The sequence below is a fragment of the Hufsiella arboris genome (assembly GCF_009834875.1).
Lineage (GTDB): Bacteria > Bacteroidota > Bacteroidia > Sphingobacteriales > Sphingobacteriaceae > Hufsiella_A > Hufsiella_A arboris.
On sequence record NZ_WVHT01000002.1, the window covers coordinates 451,574 to 472,605 of the forward strand.

The 21,032-nt window shown below is 42.1% G+C and carries 24 protein-coding genes; 12 read left to right on the forward strand and 12 right to left on the reverse strand.

Annotated features, from left to right (window positions below; translation table 11 throughout):
• Positions 1–50: 50 nt before the first annotated feature.
• Together GS399_RS05695 and GS399_RS05700 are read right to left on the reverse strand one after the other, a co-directional pair.
• Entirely contained in the window at positions 51–692 is a 642-nt protein-coding gene (locus GS399_RS05695) for a GDSL-type esterase/lipase family protein (RefSeq protein ID WP_160843884.1), read from the reverse strand.
• A gap of 47 nt (positions 693–739) precedes the next feature.
• Positions 740–1,120, reverse strand: a complete 381-nt coding sequence (locus tag GS399_RS05700) for a hypothetical protein (protein ID WP_160843633.1) — start codon at positions 1,118–1,120, stop codon at positions 740–742.
• A gap of 83 nt (positions 1,121–1,203) precedes the next feature.
• Here GS399_RS05700 and GS399_RS05705 point away from each other — a divergent pair, with 83 nt between their 5' ends.
• Positions 1,204–2,319, forward strand: a complete 1,116-nt coding sequence (locus GS399_RS05705; RefSeq protein ID WP_160843634.1) for an AI-2E family transporter — start codon at positions 1,204–1,206, stop codon at positions 2,317–2,319.
• Positions 2,320–2,806: 487 nt separating this feature from the next.
• Here GS399_RS05705 and GS399_RS05710 read toward each other — a convergent pair whose 3' ends face one another.
• The gene (locus tag GS399_RS05710; protein ID WP_160843635.1) at positions 2,807–3,997 is read right to left on the reverse strand and encodes an acyl-CoA dehydrogenase family protein; all 1,191 of its coding nucleotides are present in this window, start codon (positions 3,995–3,997) and stop codon (positions 2,807–2,809) included.
• 37 nt (positions 3,998–4,034) lie between these two features.
• Entirely contained in the window at positions 4,035–5,192 is a 1,158-nt protein-coding gene (locus tag GS399_RS05715; protein ID WP_202409383.1) for a beta-1,2-mannosidase, read from the reverse strand.
• A gap of 60 nt (positions 5,193–5,252) precedes the next feature.
• Between GS399_RS05715 and GS399_RS05720 the strand changes: the two genes are divergently transcribed.
• Positions 5,253–5,453 carry a hypothetical protein gene (locus GS399_RS05720; RefSeq protein ID WP_160843636.1) on the forward strand — a complete coding sequence of 67 codons (201 nt, stop codon included), beginning with the start codon at positions 5,253–5,255 and terminating at the stop codon, positions 5,451–5,453.
• A 56-nt stretch (positions 5,454–5,509) separates the two neighbouring features.
• Here GS399_RS05720 and GS399_RS05725 read toward each other — a convergent pair whose 3' ends face one another.
• Positions 5,510–7,099, reverse strand: coding sequence for an acyl-CoA carboxylase subunit beta (locus GS399_RS05725; RefSeq protein ID WP_160843637.1), 1,590 nt, complete (start codon positions 7,097–7,099; stop codon positions 5,510–5,512).
• 116 nt (positions 7,100–7,215) lie between these two features.
• On the opposite strand from GS399_RS05725, the gene GS399_RS05730 reads away from it, so the two are divergent.
• Genes GS399_RS05730 through GS399_RS05740 form a run of 3 tightly spaced genes read left to right on the forward strand, consistent with a single transcriptional unit; the run spans position 7,216 to position 10,051 of the window.
• A complete protein-coding gene (locus GS399_RS05730) occupies positions 7,216–8,376 on the forward strand; it encodes an acyl-CoA dehydrogenase family protein (protein WP_160843638.1) in 1,161 nt (386 codons plus the stop codon).
• Positions 8,373–9,227: a hydroxymethylglutaryl-CoA lyase gene (locus GS399_RS05735; protein ID WP_369410101.1), complete on the forward strand. Its 855-nt coding sequence runs from the start codon at positions 8,373–8,375 to the stop codon at positions 9,225–9,227. Before GS399_RS05730 ends, GS399_RS05735 begins: the two co-directional genes overlap by 4 nt.
• 2 nt (positions 9,228–9,229) lie before the next feature.
• Entirely contained in the window at positions 9,230–10,051 is an 822-nt protein-coding gene (locus tag GS399_RS05740; RefSeq protein WP_160843639.1) for an enoyl-CoA hydratase/isomerase family protein, read from the forward strand.
• 44 nt (positions 10,052–10,095) lie between these two features.
• On the opposite strand, the gene GS399_RS05745 is transcribed toward GS399_RS05740, so the two are convergent.
• A complete protein-coding gene (locus GS399_RS05745) occupies positions 10,096–10,446 on the reverse strand; it encodes a DUF6799 domain-containing protein (RefSeq protein ID WP_237487873.1) in 351 nt (116 codons plus the stop codon).
• A 96-nt stretch (positions 10,447–10,542) separates the two neighbouring features.
• On the opposite strand from GS399_RS05745, the gene folB reads away from it, so the two are divergent.
• From folB to GS399_RS05760, 3 genes are read left to right on the forward strand one after another with little or no spacing between them, the layout of a single operon-like run.
• Positions 10,543–10,908 carry a dihydroneopterin aldolase gene (folB, locus tag GS399_RS05750; protein WP_160843641.1) on the forward strand — a complete coding sequence of 122 codons (366 nt, stop codon included), beginning with the start codon at positions 10,543–10,545 and terminating at the stop codon, positions 10,906–10,908.
• Between the two features lies 1 nt (position 10,909).
• Positions 10,910–12,307: an FAD-binding oxidoreductase gene (locus tag GS399_RS05755; protein ID WP_160843642.1), complete on the forward strand. Its 1,398-nt coding sequence runs from the start codon at positions 10,910–10,912 to the stop codon at positions 12,305–12,307.
• 22 nt (positions 12,308–12,329) lie between these two features.
• Positions 12,330–12,977: an MgtC/SapB family protein gene (locus GS399_RS05760; protein ID WP_160843643.1), complete on the forward strand. Its 648-nt coding sequence runs from the start codon at positions 12,330–12,332 to the stop codon at positions 12,975–12,977.
• Here GS399_RS05760 and GS399_RS05765 read toward each other — a convergent pair.
• Entirely contained in the window at positions 12,970–13,395 is a 426-nt protein-coding gene (locus GS399_RS05765) for an acyl-CoA thioesterase (protein WP_160843644.1), read from the reverse strand. The genes GS399_RS05760 and GS399_RS05765 overlap by 8 nt on opposite strands.
• Positions 13,396–13,538: 143 nt before the next feature.
• Between GS399_RS05765 and GS399_RS05770 the strand changes: the two genes are divergently transcribed.
• Entirely contained in the window at positions 13,539–13,979 is a 441-nt protein-coding gene (locus GS399_RS05770) for an Hsp20/alpha crystallin family protein (RefSeq protein ID WP_160843645.1), read from the forward strand.
• Positions 13,980–14,040: 61 nt separating this feature from the next.
• Here the strand turns inward: GS399_RS05770 and GS399_RS05775 are convergent, their stop codons facing one another.
• From GS399_RS05775 to GS399_RS05790, 4 genes are all read right to left on the reverse strand, one after another.
• Positions 14,041–14,778, reverse strand: coding sequence for a phosphatase PAP2 family protein (locus tag GS399_RS05775; protein WP_160843646.1), 738 nt, complete (start codon positions 14,776–14,778; stop codon positions 14,041–14,043).
• Between the two features lie 33 nt (positions 14,779–14,811).
• The gene (locus GS399_RS05780; RefSeq protein WP_160843647.1) at positions 14,812–16,122 is read right to left on the reverse strand and encodes a nicotinamide mononucleotide adenylyltransferase; all 1,311 of its coding nucleotides are present in this window, start codon (positions 16,120–16,122) and stop codon (positions 14,812–14,814) included.
• Between the two features lie 82 nt (positions 16,123–16,204).
• The gene (locus tag GS399_RS05785) at positions 16,205–16,936 is read right to left on the reverse strand and encodes a hypothetical protein (RefSeq protein WP_160843648.1); all 732 of its coding nucleotides are present in this window, start codon (positions 16,934–16,936) and stop codon (positions 16,205–16,207) included.
• A gap of 12 nt (positions 16,937–16,948) precedes the next feature.
• Positions 16,949–17,941, reverse strand: a complete 993-nt coding sequence (locus tag GS399_RS05790) for a hypothetical protein (RefSeq protein WP_160843649.1) — start codon at positions 17,939–17,941, stop codon at positions 16,949–16,951.
• A 213-nt stretch (positions 17,942–18,154) separates the two neighbouring features.
• Between GS399_RS05790 and GS399_RS05795 the strand changes: the two genes are divergently transcribed.
• The 3 genes from GS399_RS05795 to GS399_RS05805 all read left to right on the forward strand — a co-directional run bounded on the left by GS399_RS05795 (position 18,155) and on the right by GS399_RS05805 (position 20,323).
• Positions 18,155–18,808 carry a molybdopterin-dependent oxidoreductase gene (locus GS399_RS05795; RefSeq protein ID WP_237487874.1) on the forward strand — a complete coding sequence of 218 codons (654 nt, stop codon included), beginning with the start codon at positions 18,155–18,157 and terminating at the stop codon, positions 18,806–18,808.
• 559 nt (positions 18,809–19,367) lie between these two features.
• Complete coding sequence (locus GS399_RS05800) at positions 19,368–19,748, forward strand: hypothetical protein (protein WP_160843650.1); 381 nt, start codon at positions 19,368–19,370, stop codon at positions 19,746–19,748.
• A 5-nt stretch (positions 19,749–19,753) separates the two neighbouring features.
• On the forward strand, positions 19,754–20,323 hold the full coding sequence (locus GS399_RS05805) for a coiled-coil domain-containing protein 22 (RefSeq protein WP_160843651.1): 570 nt from the start codon (positions 19,754–19,756) through the stop codon (positions 20,321–20,323).
• Positions 20,324–20,352: 29 nt separating this feature from the next.
• Here the strand turns inward: GS399_RS05805 and GS399_RS05810 are convergent, their stop codons facing one another.
• Complete coding sequence (locus GS399_RS05810) at positions 20,353–20,826, reverse strand: carboxypeptidase-like regulatory domain-containing protein (protein ID WP_160843652.1); 474 nt, start codon at positions 20,824–20,826, stop codon at positions 20,353–20,355.
• Positions 20,827–21,032: the final 206 nt, after the last annotated feature.

Consider the following 21,032-nt stretch of genomic DNA (forward strand, 5'->3'; position numbering starts at 1 on the left):
TCATAAAAGTTTTTTCACATAAAAGAAAAATGACTGAAATTGTTTTACAGTTACCACTTGAATTTTTCTTCAATGAACTGAATTAATTGGTTAGACATTACTTTTTGCTCATTTATTTTTGGATGTCCGGCTGTGTTTTTATACGGGAAAAAGTAGGTGTATACAGCTTGGTCGTCCAACTGTGAGACCGCTTTGCTGATGTATCCCGGCCATGGTGAACCTTCTTTTGTTGCATCCATATTGCCTAAAGCGCAAATGATCTTCGCTTTGGGATATTTTTCCCGAATTGATTTTAGAAACGACAAGTAAGAACTGACAATTTTGTCCTCAGTAGGCGGTATAGTGCCGAACAACCGTTTAAACTCTACATGTTCCGGGCGTTTGGTTAGCCACGAATCATTCTGGAATAGGTTAATCACGACAATTTCGGGACTGAATTTTGAAAAGTCCCACTTGCTTTTGGGATCATTCGGATCAAGCCGGTCATAAACATCCGGCATTACATACGGAAACCAGCTGATCAAAATTCCGATACCGCTTTTAGCGATGCAGTTATAATTTGCGTTGAAATGCCGGGCAGTTAACGCGGCGTAGCTTAAATAATGATTTTCATACTGGCTTGCCGGGGAATCTTTGTCGGAGGTATCTTCGACGCTGTAGCCGCAGGTAATTGAGTTTCCATAAAATTCGATCCGGTGTTTAGCAGCGGTTGGAGGATTTTTGAGTTTGCTTCCTGAATTTAGCTTGAAGCCATAAAATCTGGTCGTTCGCGATCATATTCTGTTATTTTGAACAACTCGACCTGGTGATTTCCTTTCGGAAGATCGGCGGCAAGCTGATAGGTTTTTTTTACAGAGTCTACCTTAAGTTTATAGGTGCTGTCCCGGTCAATAACTACGTAAAAATAATTGTCGGCACGCTCATCTTTTAAGTCCGCGCTAACTCCGGTCCCTTTAAAACGCAGCGTGGCTGAAGAGCCCGACCAGTAAAATTCAGCAAACTCTTTTTTCATTCCAATTCTTCCGGAATAACGGATGTGTGTATCATTAATTTTTACATGTTGAGCAAAAGAAAGCGTTCCTGAAAGCAGGAAGCAGGCGGCCAGGCAAAACTTCATCATAGTTATTTGCGGCAAAATAGATAAAATCTCTTAAGTTAGAAGAGCCGCAAACTTTACTAACAGCTTCGATGTATCCTTAATATATGGAACGATCACAAACTCCTTTCTATAGCCGGTTAATGTATATCCTGGTTAGCCTGATTGCGTTAGGCTATCTCGCTATTATTGGCAAGGAAATAATTTCTCCGCTCATGTTTGCGTTTCTTTTCGCTATTCTGCTAATTCCCGTCGCCGATTTTTTTGAACGGAAATGGAAGTTTTCGCGAGCTATATCGTCGTTGGCATCAATTTTAGTGCTAATGATCATCGTTGGATTAATTCTTTATTTTCTTGGTTCACAGCTAAGTAACCTGGTAAACGACTGGCCGGTTCTTCAAAAGCAAGTTGGCAAAGCGATTAGTGAATTACATATTTGGGTGGAGCGAACCTTTAAAATAAATGCTGATAAACAAATGTCCTATATTGACGAGGGAACGTCAAAAATGCTTAGTTCGACGGTTTCCGTTGTTGGTGTCACGCTTTTAACGGTATCAAGCACATTTCTTTTTTATGCGTTCGTATTGCTGTTTACCTTTTTTATGTTGCTGAACCGGCGCTTGCTTTTCAGTTTCATCGTAGGAGTTTTCCATAGTCAGCATAAAGAAACCATTCACGAAATATCTGAACAAATTAAGTATATCATTAAGCGATACATTTTAGGGTTGTTTTTGCAAATGTGTGTCATCGCCATTATAACCTGCACGGTGCTAGCCATTTTAGGAGTGAAGTATGCGATCCTGCTTGGTTTGGTAACTGCAATTTTCAATATTGTTCCGTACATAGGAATCTTCACCGCTTTGCTGATCAGTGTACTTATAACCTTTGCCACAGTTTCTGCAGGCAAGGCACTAATTGTCGCTATTGCGATGGTTTGTATTCACGCGCTGGATGGCAATGTCCTTATGCCGCTGATTGTTGGCAGCAAGGTGAAGCTAAATGCACTGATCGTTATGCTTGGAATTGTGGTCGGTGAAATGATGTGGGGTATTCCGGGTATGTTTCTTTGTATTCCGTATATCGCCATCATGAAGGTGATTTTTGATCGGATCGATACCTTGAAACCCTGGGGCATGCTGCTTGGCGATGAGGAACCAGCAGACAAACCTGTCAAAAAGATGCGGAAAAAGTTGGATTTGGAGGTGTTCGGAAAGAGTAGTTAGTATTTTGTCTAATTAGAAGGGAACAAGAGGAAATATCATTAGAGTCTGAAATTTAGGTTTTGAAAAGCAATGGCAGTTTATCGCGATTTTTCTGATAGTAAAAGCGAGAACAAAAAAATGAAGTTTAGTTGAATAATTATTGATGGAAAAGCAATGATAGTTTTTCATATGGACGGTTGTTCCCGTGCTCCGCTCATACTGCACAGGCATTAGCCACATTGGCCGGTATCCGCTTTGCCCGGGTTTAAAATGTAAGGATTGTATACAAAAGGAATCGCGACATAACGTAAATAGCTTAGTTATCCCGCCGATTTTAAACCTGATTGAAATGGAAAGCCCGCAAACGAGGTACGAGTGCGGACTTGTAATGGAAAGCAGGGTCGAATTAACCGATGAAAGCTAAACCTTGCTTTTCTAAAAATTATTCTCTTAAAATCTGTTTCTTGCCCGGTATTCGTGTTCTCAACAATAATACTATACTTGGTCTTTACTTAAACGCATTCAACCCTGTCACATCCATGCCGGTAATCAGCAAATGAATGTCATGTGTTCCTTCGTAAGTAACAACTGATTCCAGGTTCATCATATGGCGCATAATGGAGTATTCGCCCGTAATGCCCATTCCGCCTAACATTTGCCGGGCGTCACGGGCAATGATTTGCGCCGTTTCCACGCTGTTCCGTTTTGCCATAGATATTTGGGCAGGAGTTGCACGGTTTTCATTTTTAAGGGTTCCCAGGCGCCAGACAAGTAATTGTCCTTTTGTGATTTCCGTGATCATCTCCGCCAGCTTTTTTTGTTGCAGCTGGAAACCGCCGATAGGCTTATCAAACTGAATACGCTCTTTGGAATAGCGTAAAGCAGTGTCGTAACAATCCATCGCAGCGCCTAGTGCTCCCCATGAAATTCCAAACCGTGCCTGGTTCAGACAGCCTAACGGGCCTTTCATTCCTTTAACATTGGGAAGAATATTCTCCTTCGGAACTCTCACATTATCAAAAACCAACTCGCCGGTTGCTGAGGCACGTAAACTCCATTTACCATGCGTTTCAGGGGTTAAAAACCCTTCCATGCCTCGTTCTAAGATCAATCCGTGAACATCGCCGTTTTCATCCTTGCCCCAAACAACGGCGATATCCGCGAAAGGAGCATTAGAGATCCACATTTTGGCGCCATTCAAAATAACGTGGTCGCCGGCATCTTTAAAATTGGTAACCATGCCTGATGGATTACTTCCGAAATCCGGCTCTGTTAAACCAAAGCAACCCATGAATTCTCCTGAAGCCAACTTTGGAAGATATTTCTTCTTCTGCTCTTCGCTTCCAAATGCAAAAATCGGGTACATCACCAGCGATCCCTGGACAGAAGCAGTTGAGCGGATGCCCGAATCTCCGCGTTCCAGCTCTTGCATGATGATGCCATATGAGATGTAATCCAAACCGGCACCACCGTATTCTTCCGGAATCGTCGGTCCGAAAGCGCCAATTTCGGCAAGGCCCTTAACCAGGTGTTTTGGAAATTCGGCGCGCTGAGCGAAATCTTCAATAACCGGGCTTAATTCCTTTTTTACCCATTGCCGAACCGTCGAACGAATCAGTTTATGTTCCTCGGAAAGCAATTCGTCGAGCAGGTAATAATCCGGGGATTCGTATTGGTCTTGTTTTGAAGATTTTTGCATTGGTAAGCCTTTGAATTCAGTTCCAAATTTAGAAGAATTATTTAACCGGAATCGGGTCGGGCAATGAGCGGTTTGCGGGATCATAAACTGCAACGGCAACCCTTGAATCAGCGCAGCCGTAATATAAAAACCACTTATTTTTAAGATAGGCCATACCCTGTATAAAAACGGTTCCATTGATATATTGCCCGCTTTTCTCAAACGGCTCCATCGGCCGCAAAAAAGGAACATCAAGACGCGCGATTGCTTTCGTAGGATCGTTTTTATCGAACAAAACCTGGCCCGCGCAATACGTGTTGGCGTTAAATCGCGGATCACCGTCAGCTCCAGCCTTATTTTTTCCGTTGTAGAATAATAAAATACCTTTGTCTGTAAGCAAGGCCGGTGGGCCGCATTCAGTTAGTTCGCTATCAAAATAGCCTTTTCGTGGGGAAATAAGTTCAACCAATTTTTGGTTTTTGTCAACCAATGGTTGCCAGTCGACCAGATTTTCCGATGTAGCAGCAAACACATGAAGCTCGCCCCAGTAAAGCCAGTATTTGCCGTTCACTTTGGCGATAACCTGTTTGCCGTTTTTAATTTGGGTGAGGATAGATGCCGATTTATTTGCAATATGAAAGAATTTGTTGTCGTACGCATCCTGGAAGATAGGCCCATGTTTCGTCCATTTTTTTAAGTTTTTTGAAGTGGCGACGCCCAGCCGTGGCAGATCCCGGTTCCATTGTGTGTAGAAAACCACGTAAGTTCCGTCTTCCGTGACTGCAACACGAGGATCTTCGCAGCCGCCAGGCCATTCAAATTGCTTTTGATCATCGTTTGAAGGGAACAATACCGGATGTTTTCTTCTTTTAAAATGAAGCCCGTCGCGACTTGAAGCATAACCAAGTCTCGATGTCCTGAATCCAATTCCAATTCCAAACTTGTCTTCGGCACGGTAAAGCAACACAACTTCTTTTCCTTTTTTGGTAGCTCCCGGGTTAAATGTGTCATTCGATTCCCAGTCTACCAGCTTATTCTGAATCGGATCCGGAAACCTCGAATTTTCATTTGGAGAGATTATGGGGTTAAGATCCTTCGGCCGGACAAAGCCGCCAAATGCCCAGGAGGGAAGGGAATCCGTTCGTAACGTCTGTGCGTCAATTTCACTTCCGCAAAAAAGAAGTAAGACAAATGATAATTTCGAAATTAATTTCATAAGCATATTTCTAAAACTCATATCAGAAACTAGGCATTGGATTACGCAGTCAATAGTAAGATGGACAGAATATTTTTAAACCCGGTTGAAGCGGTTACCCCGCAGCGAAGCCTGGCCGGTGCGGATGAGCGAGGAGTAAAAGCGGAAGACGGGACTATCAGTTCTATGGAAAACTGCTATTGCTTTCCAATCAATTTCAACAATAGTTTCCCGATTCAACTAAAGCTCTCGAAAATCCAAAACCTAAAAACATTAACCTAATATCAATCTTTATTTCTAACCCGCTAAGTCTCAACTTCTTTTTTTAACCTTAAATCCTACGTCTGTATCACACCCACATTATACCGCTTTGTCATCGGCGCGTGATTAGCCGCTTCAATTCCCATCGAAATGATTTTTCGTGTTTCCAGCGGATCAATCACACCATCAACCCATAACCGTGCAGCGGCGTAGTAAGGACTCAGCTGTTCATCATATTTTTTTGTGATGTTATCAAGCAATGCTTTTTCCTCTTCAGGCGAAATCTCAATTCCCTTCGCCTTTAAAGTTGCTTCCTGGATTTGAAGCAACGTTTTGCCGGCGGCAGAACCGCTCATCACCGCCATTCTTCCGGTTACCCAGGAATAAATTAACCGGGGATCATAAGCTTTACCGCACATGGCATAATTACCAGCACCATATGAGTTGCCGACGATGAACGTAAACTTGGGAACCACCGAATTGGCCATTGCCGATACCATTTTGGCGCCATCTTTTATTATTCCCCCATGTTCCGAGCGGCTGCCGACCATAAAGCCGGAAACATCCTGCAGGAACACGAGCGGTATTTTTTGCTGGTTGCAGTTCATGATAAAACGCGCTGCTTTATCCGCTGAATCGGAGTAAATAACGCCGCCCATCTGCATTTCGCCGCTTTTTGATTTCACCACTTTACGTTGATTGGCAACAATTCCCACCGACCAGCCATCGATGCGGGCGAATCCGCAAAGCAACGTTTGACCATAGAGTTCTTTATACTGCTCGAATTCAGAGTTATCAACCAGCCGCTCGATAACTTCGAGCATATTATAGGGCTTAGTTCGGTCTTCCGGTAACAGCGTATGTATCTCTTCCTCGTTTTTCTGCGGAGAAGCTGGCTCAATACGATCAAACCCGGCTTTTAAAGCGTGCCCGGTTTTATCGATGATTTTCCTTATCGCCTCTATACATGACTGATCATCCGGAAACTTATTATCCGTAACTCCGGAAATCTCACAATGAGTGGAAGCCCCACCCAGCGTTTCGTTATCTACATCTTCACCAATTGCTGATTTTACTAAATAAGATCCTGCCAGAAAAACAGAGCCGGTTCCTTCAACAATCAAGGCATAATCCGACATAATCGGCAGGTAAGCGCCGCCCGCAACACAGCTTCCCATAATGGCGGAAACCTGTAAAATGCCTTCAGAAGACATATGTGCATTGTTCCGGAAAATCCTTCCAAAATGTTCCTTGTCGGGAAAAACATCTTCCTGCATAGGTAGATAAACGCCTGCGCTATCAACCAGGTAAATCACCGGAATTTTATTTTCCATCGCGATTTCCTGCGCCCTTAAGATTTTCTTCGCGGTGATTGGAAACCAGGCGCCGGCTTTCACCGTGGCATCGTTGGAAACAACAACGCAAAGCCGTTTCGAAACATATCCAAGTACCACTACCACTCCTCCGCCCGGGCAGGATTCGTCGTACAGATTATCTCCTGCAAAAGCACCAACTTCCAGGGCATCGGTATCTTCATCTAACAAATGATCAATTCGTTCCCTGGCGGTAAGCTTGTTCTTTTTATGATGGGACTTGATTTTTTCAACTCCGCCACCTAATTGTACGGCCTGGTATCTTTCTTCGAGTTCCTGAAGTAGTTGCTGCATTTGGAAGGAAAATTGGTTAGTTAATAAGGAATCTCAAAACTAATGATAGATTTGAAATTTGCGCCCTCCAACTAAATTTATTATTAGTTGTTTATTAAAAACCAATTATAACCAATATGAACGAAAATTTAAATGCGCAGATCGAAGATTTAGATCTGATCAGGCGCAGCGCCAGTGATTTTGCACAAATGTATATCAAGCCACACGTGATGGAATGGGATGAGTCGCAAACTTTTCCTGTAGAAATATTCCGACAGATGGGAGACCAGGGCTTTATGGGTGTTCTGGTTCCTGAGTCCTATGGCGGATCTGGGTTGAATTATGAAGCTTATATCGCTGTACTGGATGAGATATCGCAGGTTTGCGGCTCAATCGGGCTTTCTTTAGCGGCACATAACTCTCTATGTACCAATCACATTTTACTGTTCGGCAATGAAGATCAAAAATCAAAATACCTGCCGTTACTGGCAAGTGGAAAGTGGATCGGCGCCTGGGGTTTAACTGAAACAAACACTGGTTCGGATGCTGGTGCCATGCAAACGGTGGCGGTTCGCGATGGAAATGACTGGATCCTGAACGGATCAAAGAATTTTATCACACACGCCATCAGCGGCGATGTATCAGTTGTTATCGCGCGAACAGGCGCTGTAGGCGAATCAAATAGTACCACTGCCTTTATAATTGAAAAAGGAACCCCGGGATTTACCGCCGGGAAAAAGGAAAATAAGATGGGAATGCGTGCCTCGGAAACCGCTTGTTTGTTTTTTGATAACTGCCGCGTACCGAACGAAAATGTTTTAGGTAAAGTCGGCGAGGGTTTTAAACAATCGCTGGGAGTGCTAGACGGCGGCCGGATTTCCATCGCAACTTTAGCGCTTGGAATTGCAAAAGGTGCGTATAAAGCGGCTCTAGATTATGCTCAGCAACGTGAACAATTCGGTAAACCAATCGCGCAATTTCAGGCAATAGGTTTTAAACTGGCGGAAATGGCAACTAAAATTGAAACGGCAGAATTACTAATTATGAAAGCCGGCTCGTTAAAAGATCAGGGCCAAAAGGTTACGAAAGTGTCTGCAATGGCCAAATATTACGCTTCGGAAATCGCTGTTGAGGTTGCTAATGAATCTGTTCAGATTCATGGCGGTTATGGTTTTACCAAGGATTATCCTGCCGAGAAATTCTACCGCGATGTGAAATTGTGCACAATAGGCGAGGGCACCACCGAAATTCAAAAAATCGTAATTTCCAGGGAAATTTTAAAGGAAGCTAAAGCGTGATAAAACTCATCGAGTGCCCCCGGGACGCCATCCAGGGAATCAATCCATTTATTCCAACTGAAAAGAAAGTACGATATATCAATGAGCTTTTAGGTGTCGGTTTTGATACAATTGATTTTGGAAGTTTTGTTTCGCCAAAAGCGATTCCTCAAATGGCTGATACAAAAGAAGTTTTGGAACTGCTTGATACCAGTTCGACAAAATCAAAACTGTTAGCTATTATAGCCAACGAGCGGGGAGCAACCGAGGCTTGCAAATTCTACCAGGTTAGCTGCCTTGGATATCCGTTTTCGATTTCCGAGACATTTCAGCTTCGGAATACTAACGCGACAATAAAAGAATCTGTTGAACGCGTTAAAGTCATCGCGGAGCTCTGCCACAAATATGAAAAAGAACTCGTTATCTATATTTCGATGGCGTTTGGCAATCCCTATGGCGACGATTGGAACGCAGATGTTGCGTTAAAATGGATGGGCGAACTGGAAAAACTTGAGATTAGAACCTTTTCCCTGGCTGATACCGTTGGCGTTGCCGAACCCGAAACGATAAGTTATTTATTTACTAACCTGTTAACTGAACATCCGGGACTCGAATTTGGCGCTCATTTCCATACCAGGCCTGATAATTGGAAGGAGAAGATTGAATCGGCATGGAATGCCGGATGCCGGCGTTTCGACAGCGCGGTGCTGGGATTTGGGGGATGCCCGATGGCTGCTGACGAATTGGTAGGTAATATGGCTACTGAAAATTTGCTCAGTTTCTTTGATGAAAAGAGTATCCCGACAGGGATCCGTACTGAGCAACTTCAGCAGCAGATTCAATCATTTAAACAGTTAATTTCTGACCACTGACTATGTATTTTAAACCCGAAGACCTTGATCGATTCGAAGACGTCTCGTTATCGCTCATCAAAACAGAACTTGCAGATAAATTATTAGAGATCACACTAAACCGTCCGGAAAAACGCAACGCTTTTACACCGACAATGATAAGGGAACTGGCTTTTGCGCTGGAATATGCTCAACGAAACAGCGACATATGGAACGTTATTATAAAGGCTGAAGGCCCGGTTTTCTGTGCCGGAATGGACTTGAAAGTGTTTAAAAATCCTGACTTGGATCAACTGAATCCGTCACTTCCTGTTGCTGAAAACGACCCGAATTTAGGCGACATTTTTCGATCATTTACGAAACCGTCAATCGCTTGCGTGGAAGGCAATGTTTATGCTGGTGGTTTTCTGATTGTTGCGGGATGTACATTCGCGGTAGCGTCCCGCGAGGTGGATTTTTCTTTAACGGAAGTGCAGCGCGGCCTTTTCCCCATGCAGGTTATGGGAGCGTTACTTCCTATCATGCCGGCTAGAAAAGTACTGGAACTTTGCCTTCTTGCAAAAACCATTTCGGCGCCGGAAGCACATCAACTCGGCTTGATAAGTCATGTGAGTGATGGCGATGTAACAGATATGGCGAGAAGTTTATCTGCTAAGCTGATGGAAAATGCACCACTAGCTATACACAAAGGTCTCGAAGCTTACAATTGGCTTCGTGCTGTTCCGGAGGAAGAAAAGTTTAAATTTCTGGCTGGTGAGCTGGATAAAATCCGTTTGTCAGAAGATTTTGCGGAAGGACTAAAGGCGTTCGAAGAAAAAAGAAAACCTGTTTGGAAAAACAAGTAATAAAACGCAGGCAGCGTTCGAACACTGTCTGCGTTTATAAGCGATTACATTTTATGCATCGGCATCATTTTTCCATTCATATCCACAGACTCGCCATTCTTTAGCTTCATTGATTTACCGGACTTAGATTTAACTGTTCCGTCGGTCATGATCATGGTTCCGTTTTTCAGGGCCATGTCTTTTGTCATTTCCATCGTTTTGCCGTCTTTCATCAGCATCATTTTTCCATCTTCCATCATTACACAATCTTTCATCTGATGATCCATCTTCATTTTGCTTTTGGTTGTATCCTGCCTTGCGGTTGAAGGATTTACAGGCATAGCATAAGCAGAAGACAGGCAGGCGAGGTACGTTACAGCAAGGGCTGCTGACATAATTTTAATACTTGTTTTCATTTTATTAGGGGTTAGTGATTATATTAGTTACAGTTGTTTTCGTAATTAGTTTCTGCTTTTCGAATCAAATTATAAGCAAGTCTTATATTTGCCTTCATGGGAGCATTCCGCCAGAAAGTCGCTTTAGAAAACGTACGTTTTTTTGCCTATCACGGTTTTTATCCCGAGGAACAATTGACTGGAAATGAATTCGTATTAACGCTTGAAACTGAACAGGATATCTTTACTAACAGTTCTGAGGACTTATCATCGACCGTTAATTACGAACGTTTATTTGAAATAGCTAATGATCGGATGAAGCAGACGAAAAAACTGCTTGAAACTGTTGCCTATGCTATTTTGGATGACATACACCGCGAGTTTTTAGCAGTAGACTTTATCCGTGTTTCCATTCGTAAAACTAATTTACCCATGGCCGGCGATATCGGCAATTCGCTGGTTGAACTAACCTATAAAAGATAAGATGCCTTTTAACAAAATTACCGACGAATTATTTCAGCAGTTTGAAAAGATAACAGGGAAAGACTTTTTATTTCGCGACGACGATAATCTTGAAAACTACTCTCATGATGAAACAGAAGATCTTCGATATAAACCCGAGCTTGTAGCCAAGCCGGCTGATTCTATTCAGGTTTCACAACTTCTTAAACTTTGTAATGAACACCGGATTCCTGTAACTCCAAGAGGTGCGGGCACAGGTTTGAGCGGTGGTGCACTTCCTGTTTTTGGTGGTTTGCTGATCTCGATGGAGCGATTCAATAAGATCCTGGATATAGACGAACAAAACCTCCAGGCAACGCTGGAACCCGGAGTTATTACAGAAGTGTTTATCGATTCTGCTGCCGAAAAAGGCCTGTTATACCCGGTTGATCCCGCAAGCAAGGGAAGTTGCTTTATCGGCGGTAACATCTCACATGGTTCAGGCGGACCGAGAGTTGTAAAATACGGTACGATCCGTGAATATGTACTGAATCTAGAAATTGTGCTTCCTAACGGTGAGATCATTTGGACTGGCGCCAATACGCTGAAATACGCCTCAGGCTATAACCTTACACAATTGATCATTGGCTCGGAAGGAACTTTAGGAATTGTGACGAAGATTGTCGTTAAACTTATTCCAAAGCCGACACAGGATGTTTTGATGCTGGCTTCTTTTGCAACGAATGAGGATGCATGTGCAGCGGTGTCCGCAATCTTTCGTGCCGGTGTAATTCCTTCTACTCTTGAATTTATGGAAAGGCGCGGCGTGGAATGGGTGATTGAATACGATCATATTCAGTTTGAATTGAAGGACGGAATTGACGCCTTCCTGCTTATTGAACTGGACGGCAATAATCTTGATATTTTGTTCAATGATGCTGAAAAAGTGAATGAGGTACTTGAGGCAAATAATTGCATGGACGTACTCTTTGCAGATACATCATCGCAAAAAGAAGAGCTATGGCGAATCAGGCGCACTATGGCTGTTTCTGTTAAATCGAATTCGGTTTACAAAGAGGAGGATACGGTAGTACCAAGAGCAGCTTTACCTCAATTGATCAACGGAATCAAGGCGATCGGCAATGCTTATGGTTTTCAATCGATTTGTTATGGGCATGCCGGCGATGGAAACCTGCACGTCAATATTATTAAAGGCGGCATGACTGATGAAGATTGGAACACTAAATTAAAAGACGGCATCCGCGAGATTTTTGAATTAACGGTTAAACTTGGCGGCACGATTTCCGGTGAACACGGGATCGGATTGGTACAGAAGGATTATATGCCGGTAAAGTATTCCGATGTTAACCTCGGAATTATGCGTGGCATCAAATCAGTTTTTGATCCCAACGGAATTCTGAATCCCGGTAAGATTTTCTAAATTCATTTATTAAAAATGAAAAGTGCTCGATTTTACCTTACATAGCGATGAATTGATATCGGTCTGCGTATCACTGCTTTGCGGGGCAATGATCGGCTTTGAGCGTGAATACCGGAATAAGGCGGCCGGCCTGAGAACTATTATGCTCATCAGCCTGGGCGCCACTATATTTACGCTTGTATCCTGGCATTTTCGCAGTGGGACAAATGACCGGGTTGCGTCTAACATTGTTACCGGCATAGGCTTTATCGGCGCAGGTGTGATTTTCAAGGAAAAAATTTGGGTGCGAGGTTTAACAACCGCGGCCGTGATATGGATATCGGCCGCTATTGGTATCATGGCCGGCACACATTACTATTTCTTCGCCTTGCTTTTAGCGGTTATAACTGTGACCGTATTATCTGTTTTTCACCTGCTTGAAAAAGCGATTGACGATTATAGCCACAAGCGCGAATTTATAATTCAGTTTAAAGATCTGGAAGTACGGCATCTTGATTTCATTCAGAACGAAATGAAGAAACATCATCTCCGGTCCGAAAAAAAACTCGTTTATCGAACCGAAAGTCAATTGATCGTTGTGCTTGACGTTCGCGGAAAAAGAAAGCTGATAAATCACATGAACGAGTTAATGCTCGTGATGCCCGGCGTTGCTTCGTTTGAGGTTATGTGACCAGCATTTCGAAATCTTTCATTTTTGCCAGCTGATAATCTGGGATAGGCACACTCTTGCCGATCGAATGATCATAAGCAATACAAACGGTTTTTCCGGTGGCGACAATCTCTTCTGAATCTTTCTTTGCTACAGCCAGCACATATTCCAGGTCAAAGCTGCTTTTTCCTGTGCGGGAAGTGCGAACATATGCATACAAAACGTCGCCGTATTTTAAAGGCACAAGGTAATTGACTTCGGCTTTACCGATCACCACGGATAATTTACTCCAATCCCAGCGCACTACTTCTTTCCAGTAACTGGAACGGGCTATTTCAAAATAAGTTAAATACAGAGCGTTGTTTACATGTCCGAACGCATCCATATCGCAAAAGCGAATAGGTATTAGTGTTTTGAAGTTAAAATTCTTAAGATTCATTTGCGACAAAATGGCGTAGTAAAATAATTATAAAAGACAAAATGTCTTATTGCTGGTGTTTTGAAGGTTTAATTGGCAATTGGAATGTGGTTTGAATAATACATTCCAAACACAGTAAATAACAATTTAAAAAGAAATAGTTTATGACACTTGTAAAATTTGCCAATGGAAATAAAGGAGCTTCGGTGAGCCCTTTTTTAAACGATGTTTTCGGATCTTTTTTTAACGATGCATATGTTTCAGACAGATTGGTTTCTCGTGTTCCAGCGGTGAACATCGCCGAAACGGAAAATCATTATCACATTGAATTAGCTGCTCCTGGTTTAAGTAAAGAGGATTTCAAATTAAATCTTGAAAAAGATGTTTTAACGATTTCAGCGGAAACTAAATCAGAAAGCACCGACGAAAACAAAAAATATAACCGCAAAGAGTATAGCTACTCTTCCTTCGTTCGCTCGTTTACATTACCTGAAACAGCCGATCATGCTAATATCGAAGCAGAATACAACAACGGCGTTTTAAAAATCAACGTTGCGAAAAAAGAAGAAGCAAAGATCGTTAACAGAGAAATATCTGTAAAATAGGTTCATTAGTTTTGGTTTAGGTTGATTGGGTTCCGGCAACGGAGCCCTTTCTTTTTTTAAGCTAGTTACTTACCTGGCTGTCCGTTTGTAAATCACTGGATTTAGCTGCTTTCTTTTTGCTGAATTTTTCAATCTGCGTTAATGTGGTAATTGAAATAATTAACCAGATCGTACCCATGCAAAACCCGGCGATCACGTCGGTAGCGTAATGCACCTGGAGATAAATTCTGCTGAAGCCTATGGATAAAATCAATAACGTCAATAAAAAAATAAGACCGATGCGAATTGGTTTTTTTAAGCCTGTGTTCCAGATGAAAAATATGATGAGGCCGTAAAACGTAACACTGCTCATAGCGTGTCCGCTCGGAAAACTTAAACCGCGTGCCGGATCGAGAAGTGGTGTCAGTGGCCGGTGACGATTAAAGATTTTTTTCAAAACCAACATCATCAATACGCTGCTTAGCGCTATTGCCGGAACACGGATTGAATACCACCGGTGCTTCCTTACAAATAAAAAGAAACACATGAGCAACAAGTTGGCCGCTATCAGAAACTGGTAGTCACCCAAAAAGGATATCGCAACCATCAGGTTGTTGTTTCGCGGCGAAACTAATGTGCGGGTATAACTGAACGCCTGTTCGTCGAAAAGGTGATTATTATCGACAAAAATATAGTCAACGATATAAAGAAAACCTATGATAGCAAGCCCAAACAGTAAAAGTGAAAGCAAAGATTCAACTGTAAGAAGTAACAGCGACGCAACAACTTTTTTATAAATTTTCTTTGTTGAACTTATCATTTAAACACTTGATATTGAATAACCACTATTTATTTAAACGGTTTTAACATCGCGTGTATCGAAATCTTCGATATCGGAAATGTAATTATTCAAGATCAGGAAATCATAAAGCGGTTTGGCTTCGGCAGAAACGGGCATATTACGTGTGGTGACGATTTGATTATTTTTTTTGTCAAGGTAAGGGTAGGCATAAAGCTTTACGTTTTTGCTGAAAAGGTCGCTCACATAAGCCAGCAATTCATCGGTGTAATTCTCGGTAAAACTGTTTGAATCAAAAATCCGCTTCAAATTTGCCACGTTGGTAGAAATTCCAACACTATGAGGCTTACAACGGGATAAATACTGCGCGAGTTTATGATTCCTGGAAAAATTAGTTACAATTACGTTATTGCCGGTTGCACTTAGTTCCTCAGCCCGCTTCGCGAATAAAAGCAGGTCATCCGTGTTAAGCTGCTGATTTTCGCCCAGCATGTTCGCCATTAAAACCTCGATCAGTACGACGAGGTTTTCCTCGTGTACGTCCTGGCATTGTTTAAACTGCTCAACAGCCCGGTTAAAGAGATCGAAGTTTGGGGTTGATTTTTGCCTGTACTTCGTTCGAAGGATCATAATATCCTTTTTATAAAGCAAATCTTTCGGTTGTTTGGCGTTGCCATCTTTGTCGAAAATAGCAGCGGCTGAAAATCCTTTAGCCAGCAGGTAAAGATTTACCAGGCGGTCGTTCGCGGTTTTAAACAGCTCGCCATTCAGGCTGATCAAATCAATTTCAACCGAACCGACAGAAAGATTATCAACCAGCGATTCGATCATCGTTTGCACATCATTGTTATGATAAAATGCGGCATAAACGAGATTGACGCCTAAAATACCTAAAACCTGCTGCTGCAAACTTGCGTCGCTGTCGAGTAAACGTACATGGAAAACGATATCATTAAAATTTCCACCCGGTGTAACCTGGAAACGTATTCCGAGCCACCCATGCGGATCATTTGTCTTGCTGAAATTAATAGTTGTTACCGTATTGGCAAAGGAGAAAAATGTTCGCCCACGGTATTTTTCTGCCACTAGACGTTCTGTAAGCAGGTTGTATTCATGCGCAAGCATTTTTTCGAGCCTTGACTCGCTAACATATCTTCCGGAATCTTCCTCTCCGTAGATAGAATTACTGAATGCCATATCGTATGCCGACATGGTTTTGGCAACAGTTCCGGACGCTGCGCCGGCGGTAAAAAAGTTTCTTGCAACTTCCTGCCCGGCGCCGATCTCTGCAAATGTTCCGTAGATGGCGTAATCTAAATTTATCTTTAATGCTTTTCGCTTGGTTTCAAGTATCTCTCTGGCCATGGGCCAAAATTAAGAAATTTTGATCTAGTGGCGCGGCGAAATCTTGGCGGCAACGGACGACGTCCTTTTAAGCCTTGCTTCGTTAATACTGTTCGCCTTTGGTAGCAACTGCCCCCGAAATTTTGTTGGCGGCGTACGGTACGATGCCCACACCCAACGCAATTAGCAAAGTGGAAAGTCCAGCGAGGTCCGGCGTGCATCCTTTAGATAAATAATAATAGATATAAAAACAGCAAACACAAACTACCAAAATTATTATTAACAGGCTGCTGATAAACGCGATATACCGGCTTATACTTGGTCTATAGTCCGTTTCAGGTAAGTGATTGGGTTCAATTGGCGATGATAATGCGAAAAGTGTTTGCGCAGTTACCTCTATAGTAGGTGGTATGTCTTTTAACTTGTCAGGATCTGAGCCTGGCACGTATAATGGGTTTTGGATTGTCAGCTTTGCAAGTTCATTTTCCTTTAAAGCCTCCACAACATTAAAGTCCTTCAGTCCGGTGCCAAATAATAAAGAGAAAAGAACAACGAAAATTGCTAATGGAAGAAAAGAAAGAACCCACTCACCAAAAGACAATGTATGCTCTTCTGGCAAACAAATACCTTTTTCAATCTTAATGGAATCAATTGAAGATGCAGCGATACCTGCCACAACCTGCTTTTTATTCAATGAAGTTTCGGGCGAAGGTAGAGCGCCCTTATTTTGAGCTTCTACTGTAACCGTTGTATCACTTGCAAGGGAATCCTGAGGAGCCGCATATAGAAAAAGTCCTAAGAAAATAAGACATGTTGTGAATATTACTTTTCTCATCTGTCGTGCATGTTAATTGTTCTTGGTTGGTGTAATGTCCTGCGGAGGACGTTTTTCGTCTGGCCGTTTACCCGCCGCCCGTATGTTCACCGCTTTATTCATCAGGTCAAACCAATAATTTGAGCCTAGTTGCAGTGCAAATGCTGTGATAAGGATGCCGATAATTTTCGCCCAGAAGTGTTTTTTCCATTCATTCAAAAAATCCTGGGAGGAAGTAAAACCTAGCGTATAACCACTTGAAGCTTCATAAACAAGCTTGATTTGTTTGACTGTGCTATCAGCTTTAGATATCCTGGTTTTTATCGATACAGAGGTATCAGAAATATTCAGCGAGTTAAGCTCACCCGCTTTTGATAAGTTGGCGGTAATGTTATCAACTGCTTTTCCGAGTTTTTCCTTATCACGTAATGCATCCTGTGTTATTTTTACCGTATCAATATTTAAAATTACGGACAATACAATTGCGATGATGAGAAGCATCGTGCGGGTTTTTCGTTTGTACCAGCCCCCTGCTCGATCCATTGTGCTGTTATAAAAATCTTCGATTCTTTTTTCAAACTCTGCTACCTGGCGTCCGGGATCGGAGTGTATCGCCTCAACCTGTATTGCAAAGTCATACAGTATTTTCTTCAGGGGAACAGGTATCACAAGTTTATCAACAGACTCACTTAATTTCACTTTACCATAATCAGACTTGCCGTCTTCACTACTGTTTTTAAATTGCTCAATGACAGCGAGAACGAAATTTTTAGCCGGAATGTAGGCGGGGTAACGACCGTTTTTCTTCATTAACGATTGTATGTGCGGGCTCCTTGCAATATTTCGTTGGATAAAAAACTTCCAATCCTTATCGAAGAAGATATGCTCAAGTGCGAATTTTAATTGCTTTGGCCGTAAACGCAGTCCTCCGGCGATAGCCTCATTAATTGCCGATAAAATGAGGCTTCCGATGAAATAAGTAAACGACAGAAGTATAACCAGGTCAAGTACAGGAGAAATAGACATGCATAGATTTTAGGTTTCTTAAAGGCACCGGGCAGCACCTCGCGACAATCCAATAAATATATTCAGACGGCATGATGTAATAAATAGCTATTTCTAGCTATTTCTAAGTCTATTTTTAGTTGAACAGATGATTTCAACGCGGTCTTTCTTATTTTTATGGTAATAAAATTACCTATGGAGGAAGATAAACTAGCAAGAATAATCGAGGCCCGGATGAAACTGAAAGCTCGGTTTCAGGATAAAATAAAAGAAACTCCGTCACTATCCGACAATGCTCCGAAAGGAACCGGCGAGATAAACAGGCACGGCATGCCAGGCATCCCGATCGGGCAAACCGTTACAGGTAAATGGCCGGTTTTGGACCTGGGCTATCAGCCAAACATTTCACTCGACCGTTGGCGGCTAATTATCGACGGCGCGGTTGAAAATTCCTTGCGTTTGACATGGAAAGAGTTTATTGCTTTACCTCAAACAAAGGACACGTCGGATTTCCATTGCGTAACAACCTGGTCGAAGCTTAATATGCACTGGAAAGGAGTAAGCCTGTTGGATCTGGCTGCGTTAGTCCATCCGGTGGAAGCTGCAACTCATATCATGTGCTATGGATATGATACTTACACAACGAACTTATCCTTGGAAGAAGCGCTTAAACCAGATGTACTTTTAGTGCATACCTATGATGGACAACCGTTACCGAAAGAACATGGAGGTCCGGTACGCATGATTACGCCTCAATTATATGCCTGGAAAGGCTCGAAATGGATCAAAAGAATTGAGTTTTTGACAGAAGACAAACTCGGTTTCTGGGAGGATAGAGGTTATTCCAATACAGCCTATCCCTGGCGAAACGATCGTTATAGTGACTAACAAAATGGATGTTATAAATGCTGACTTCCTTAATAATCACTAATATATTTTTTGAAGCGCAGCAGCAGTTCGACGGCTAAAGTTTGTTCCGGCTTTCCGCTAATACTGCACAGGCCTTAGCCACGTGGCCGGTATCCGCTTCAATCCGGGCTAAAATGCAAAGGCTGTCCTCCGATTTTGGGTAGTTTACGGTCAAGCTGAACATAGAGAACTGCACTGACATCAATAAACCCAATGGCGGCGGCAGCTCCAATATTGAATTAGGACTATAGCTAACAGCCGGATTACCGGGGCCTATAAACACAAGGCATTGCTTCCTTAAAACTACCTTCAACAGTATCTTATCGGCAACCTTTTAAATGTCAGTGAAAAATAGAGATAACGAATTGTGTTAATCAGGCATTACAAAATAGCTATTATTAGCTATTTTATTTCAAGACCATTCGCTGTATTTTGTATTTGTATGATAAGTCACACAACTCCTTGTCTGACTTACTTGCTCAACCAGTAAAAACCAAATCCTATTGCCCCACCGGTTTGGCGTGACAAAGCAAATATTATGGATAAAACTTTCAGGCTCATTTTAATTGGCATCATCGCTTTGTTGGTGATTAACGGTATATTTTCTCTTTTTCAAAATAGTAACATTAACGAAGCGCTGCGGGGAGTAAAGCGGGCCGAAAAGCTTTCCGATTCCGTTTTAATGCATCTGCAGGAAAGCCAGGACAAACTAAACATCGTGTTAAAAGAGCTTGACGAGAGTAAATCGTACATACAGGCGTTAAAAGTAAAAGCCGAAATAAGTGAGCTTGAAAAGAAAACCAAGGATAAAGTCACCAATAAAAAACTGGATAGTTTAGACGAGGAAAGGAAAAAGTTGGAAGCCGAGCAGGAAAAATTTAAAAGTGATTCGACTATCGGATTTAAGGTAAAAAAATAGCGGCGATGAAAACAAATGTACTGAGACTCGTGATTTTTCTTCTTTTTAGCATTGGCTGTCAGACAAAAGGGTGGTGCCAGAAAACTAAAACCTTCACGTTAGAAGATTGTCAGGTGAATACTGTTTTGCAAGCCGACAAAGGCGATAGTGTGCTGATCATGTGCGATACTGTTTACGTTGTCAACGCAAAGACTTTTCATTTGCTGGAAAACTTGAATAACAAGTTTAGGAGCGGCGACTACATTCCTAAACAATTATATAGTAACGCTTCACAAACTATTCAAGTGCAAAAGGAGACCTTGGAAAGGAATCAGCAAGAATACGATCAGCTTAAACTGCGTTTTGACAGCCTGGCAAATAACGCGATAAAAGTTATAGACAGCGCTACTGGTGGTATAAAGGATGCGCAGGTTTCGATAAGCGCAGCAATGGATGATACGCAAAAGTTAAAAGCCGAACTTCAAAATGTACAGGCTTTGCTTGAAAAGGAAAAGAAACAGCGGTTGAAAACAAAGATTACCTGGGGAATCGGCGGTGCAGTAGTAGGTGTTATTGCCGGGCTGCTGGCATTTTAAGTATTGCAGTTAGTTGGTTGTGATTTTGCTTACTCCGTTATTACAGCTGCAGCATCGCCCTGAATGTCACTTTGTTGTTTGATAGAAAATGATTGGCTGGCAGGAAGTTTTTTAGTGCTCACATCAAGGTTTGAAACTTCATAACCAGTGCATCTAACTTGCAATGTGATTTTCTTATCCTGACACTCTTTCGGAACTATAATTTTAAATGTACCGTCGGCATTGGTAACCGATGAATACGAGGTTCCCATTATGACGATAGTGGCTCCTTGTAAAGGGCCGTTTTTCGTTATATCGTAAACATTTCCCGAGATGTAGGCATTGGAATTCTTTTCCCTCGCAGCGTTGCTTCGTTCATTTCGGGGGAAATTTTTAACTGACTTATAACCGGATGATGTTTCTGATTTCACCGCGATAGGAGCGATCAGGATAGTTGCACATAATGCTGATTTAAGGAAAAAATTCATCATTGGCTTGCTTTGCATCATCTTCATCAATGTCATAAAAAAATGAATTATCGGTCGTTAACTACGGTCAGGTATTACCGAAGATAAAGAATCACTTTTGCAGGCAGCAAATAAATTTGAATAATTGTCATTTTTACATCACTTCTTTTGAATCGTTTAAGATTTTGTAAAAATGTTTGCGAGGTGTCGCCAAATTTAAATTTTACAAATTTGCAATCAGTGTCGTAAAAAAGAATTAATCT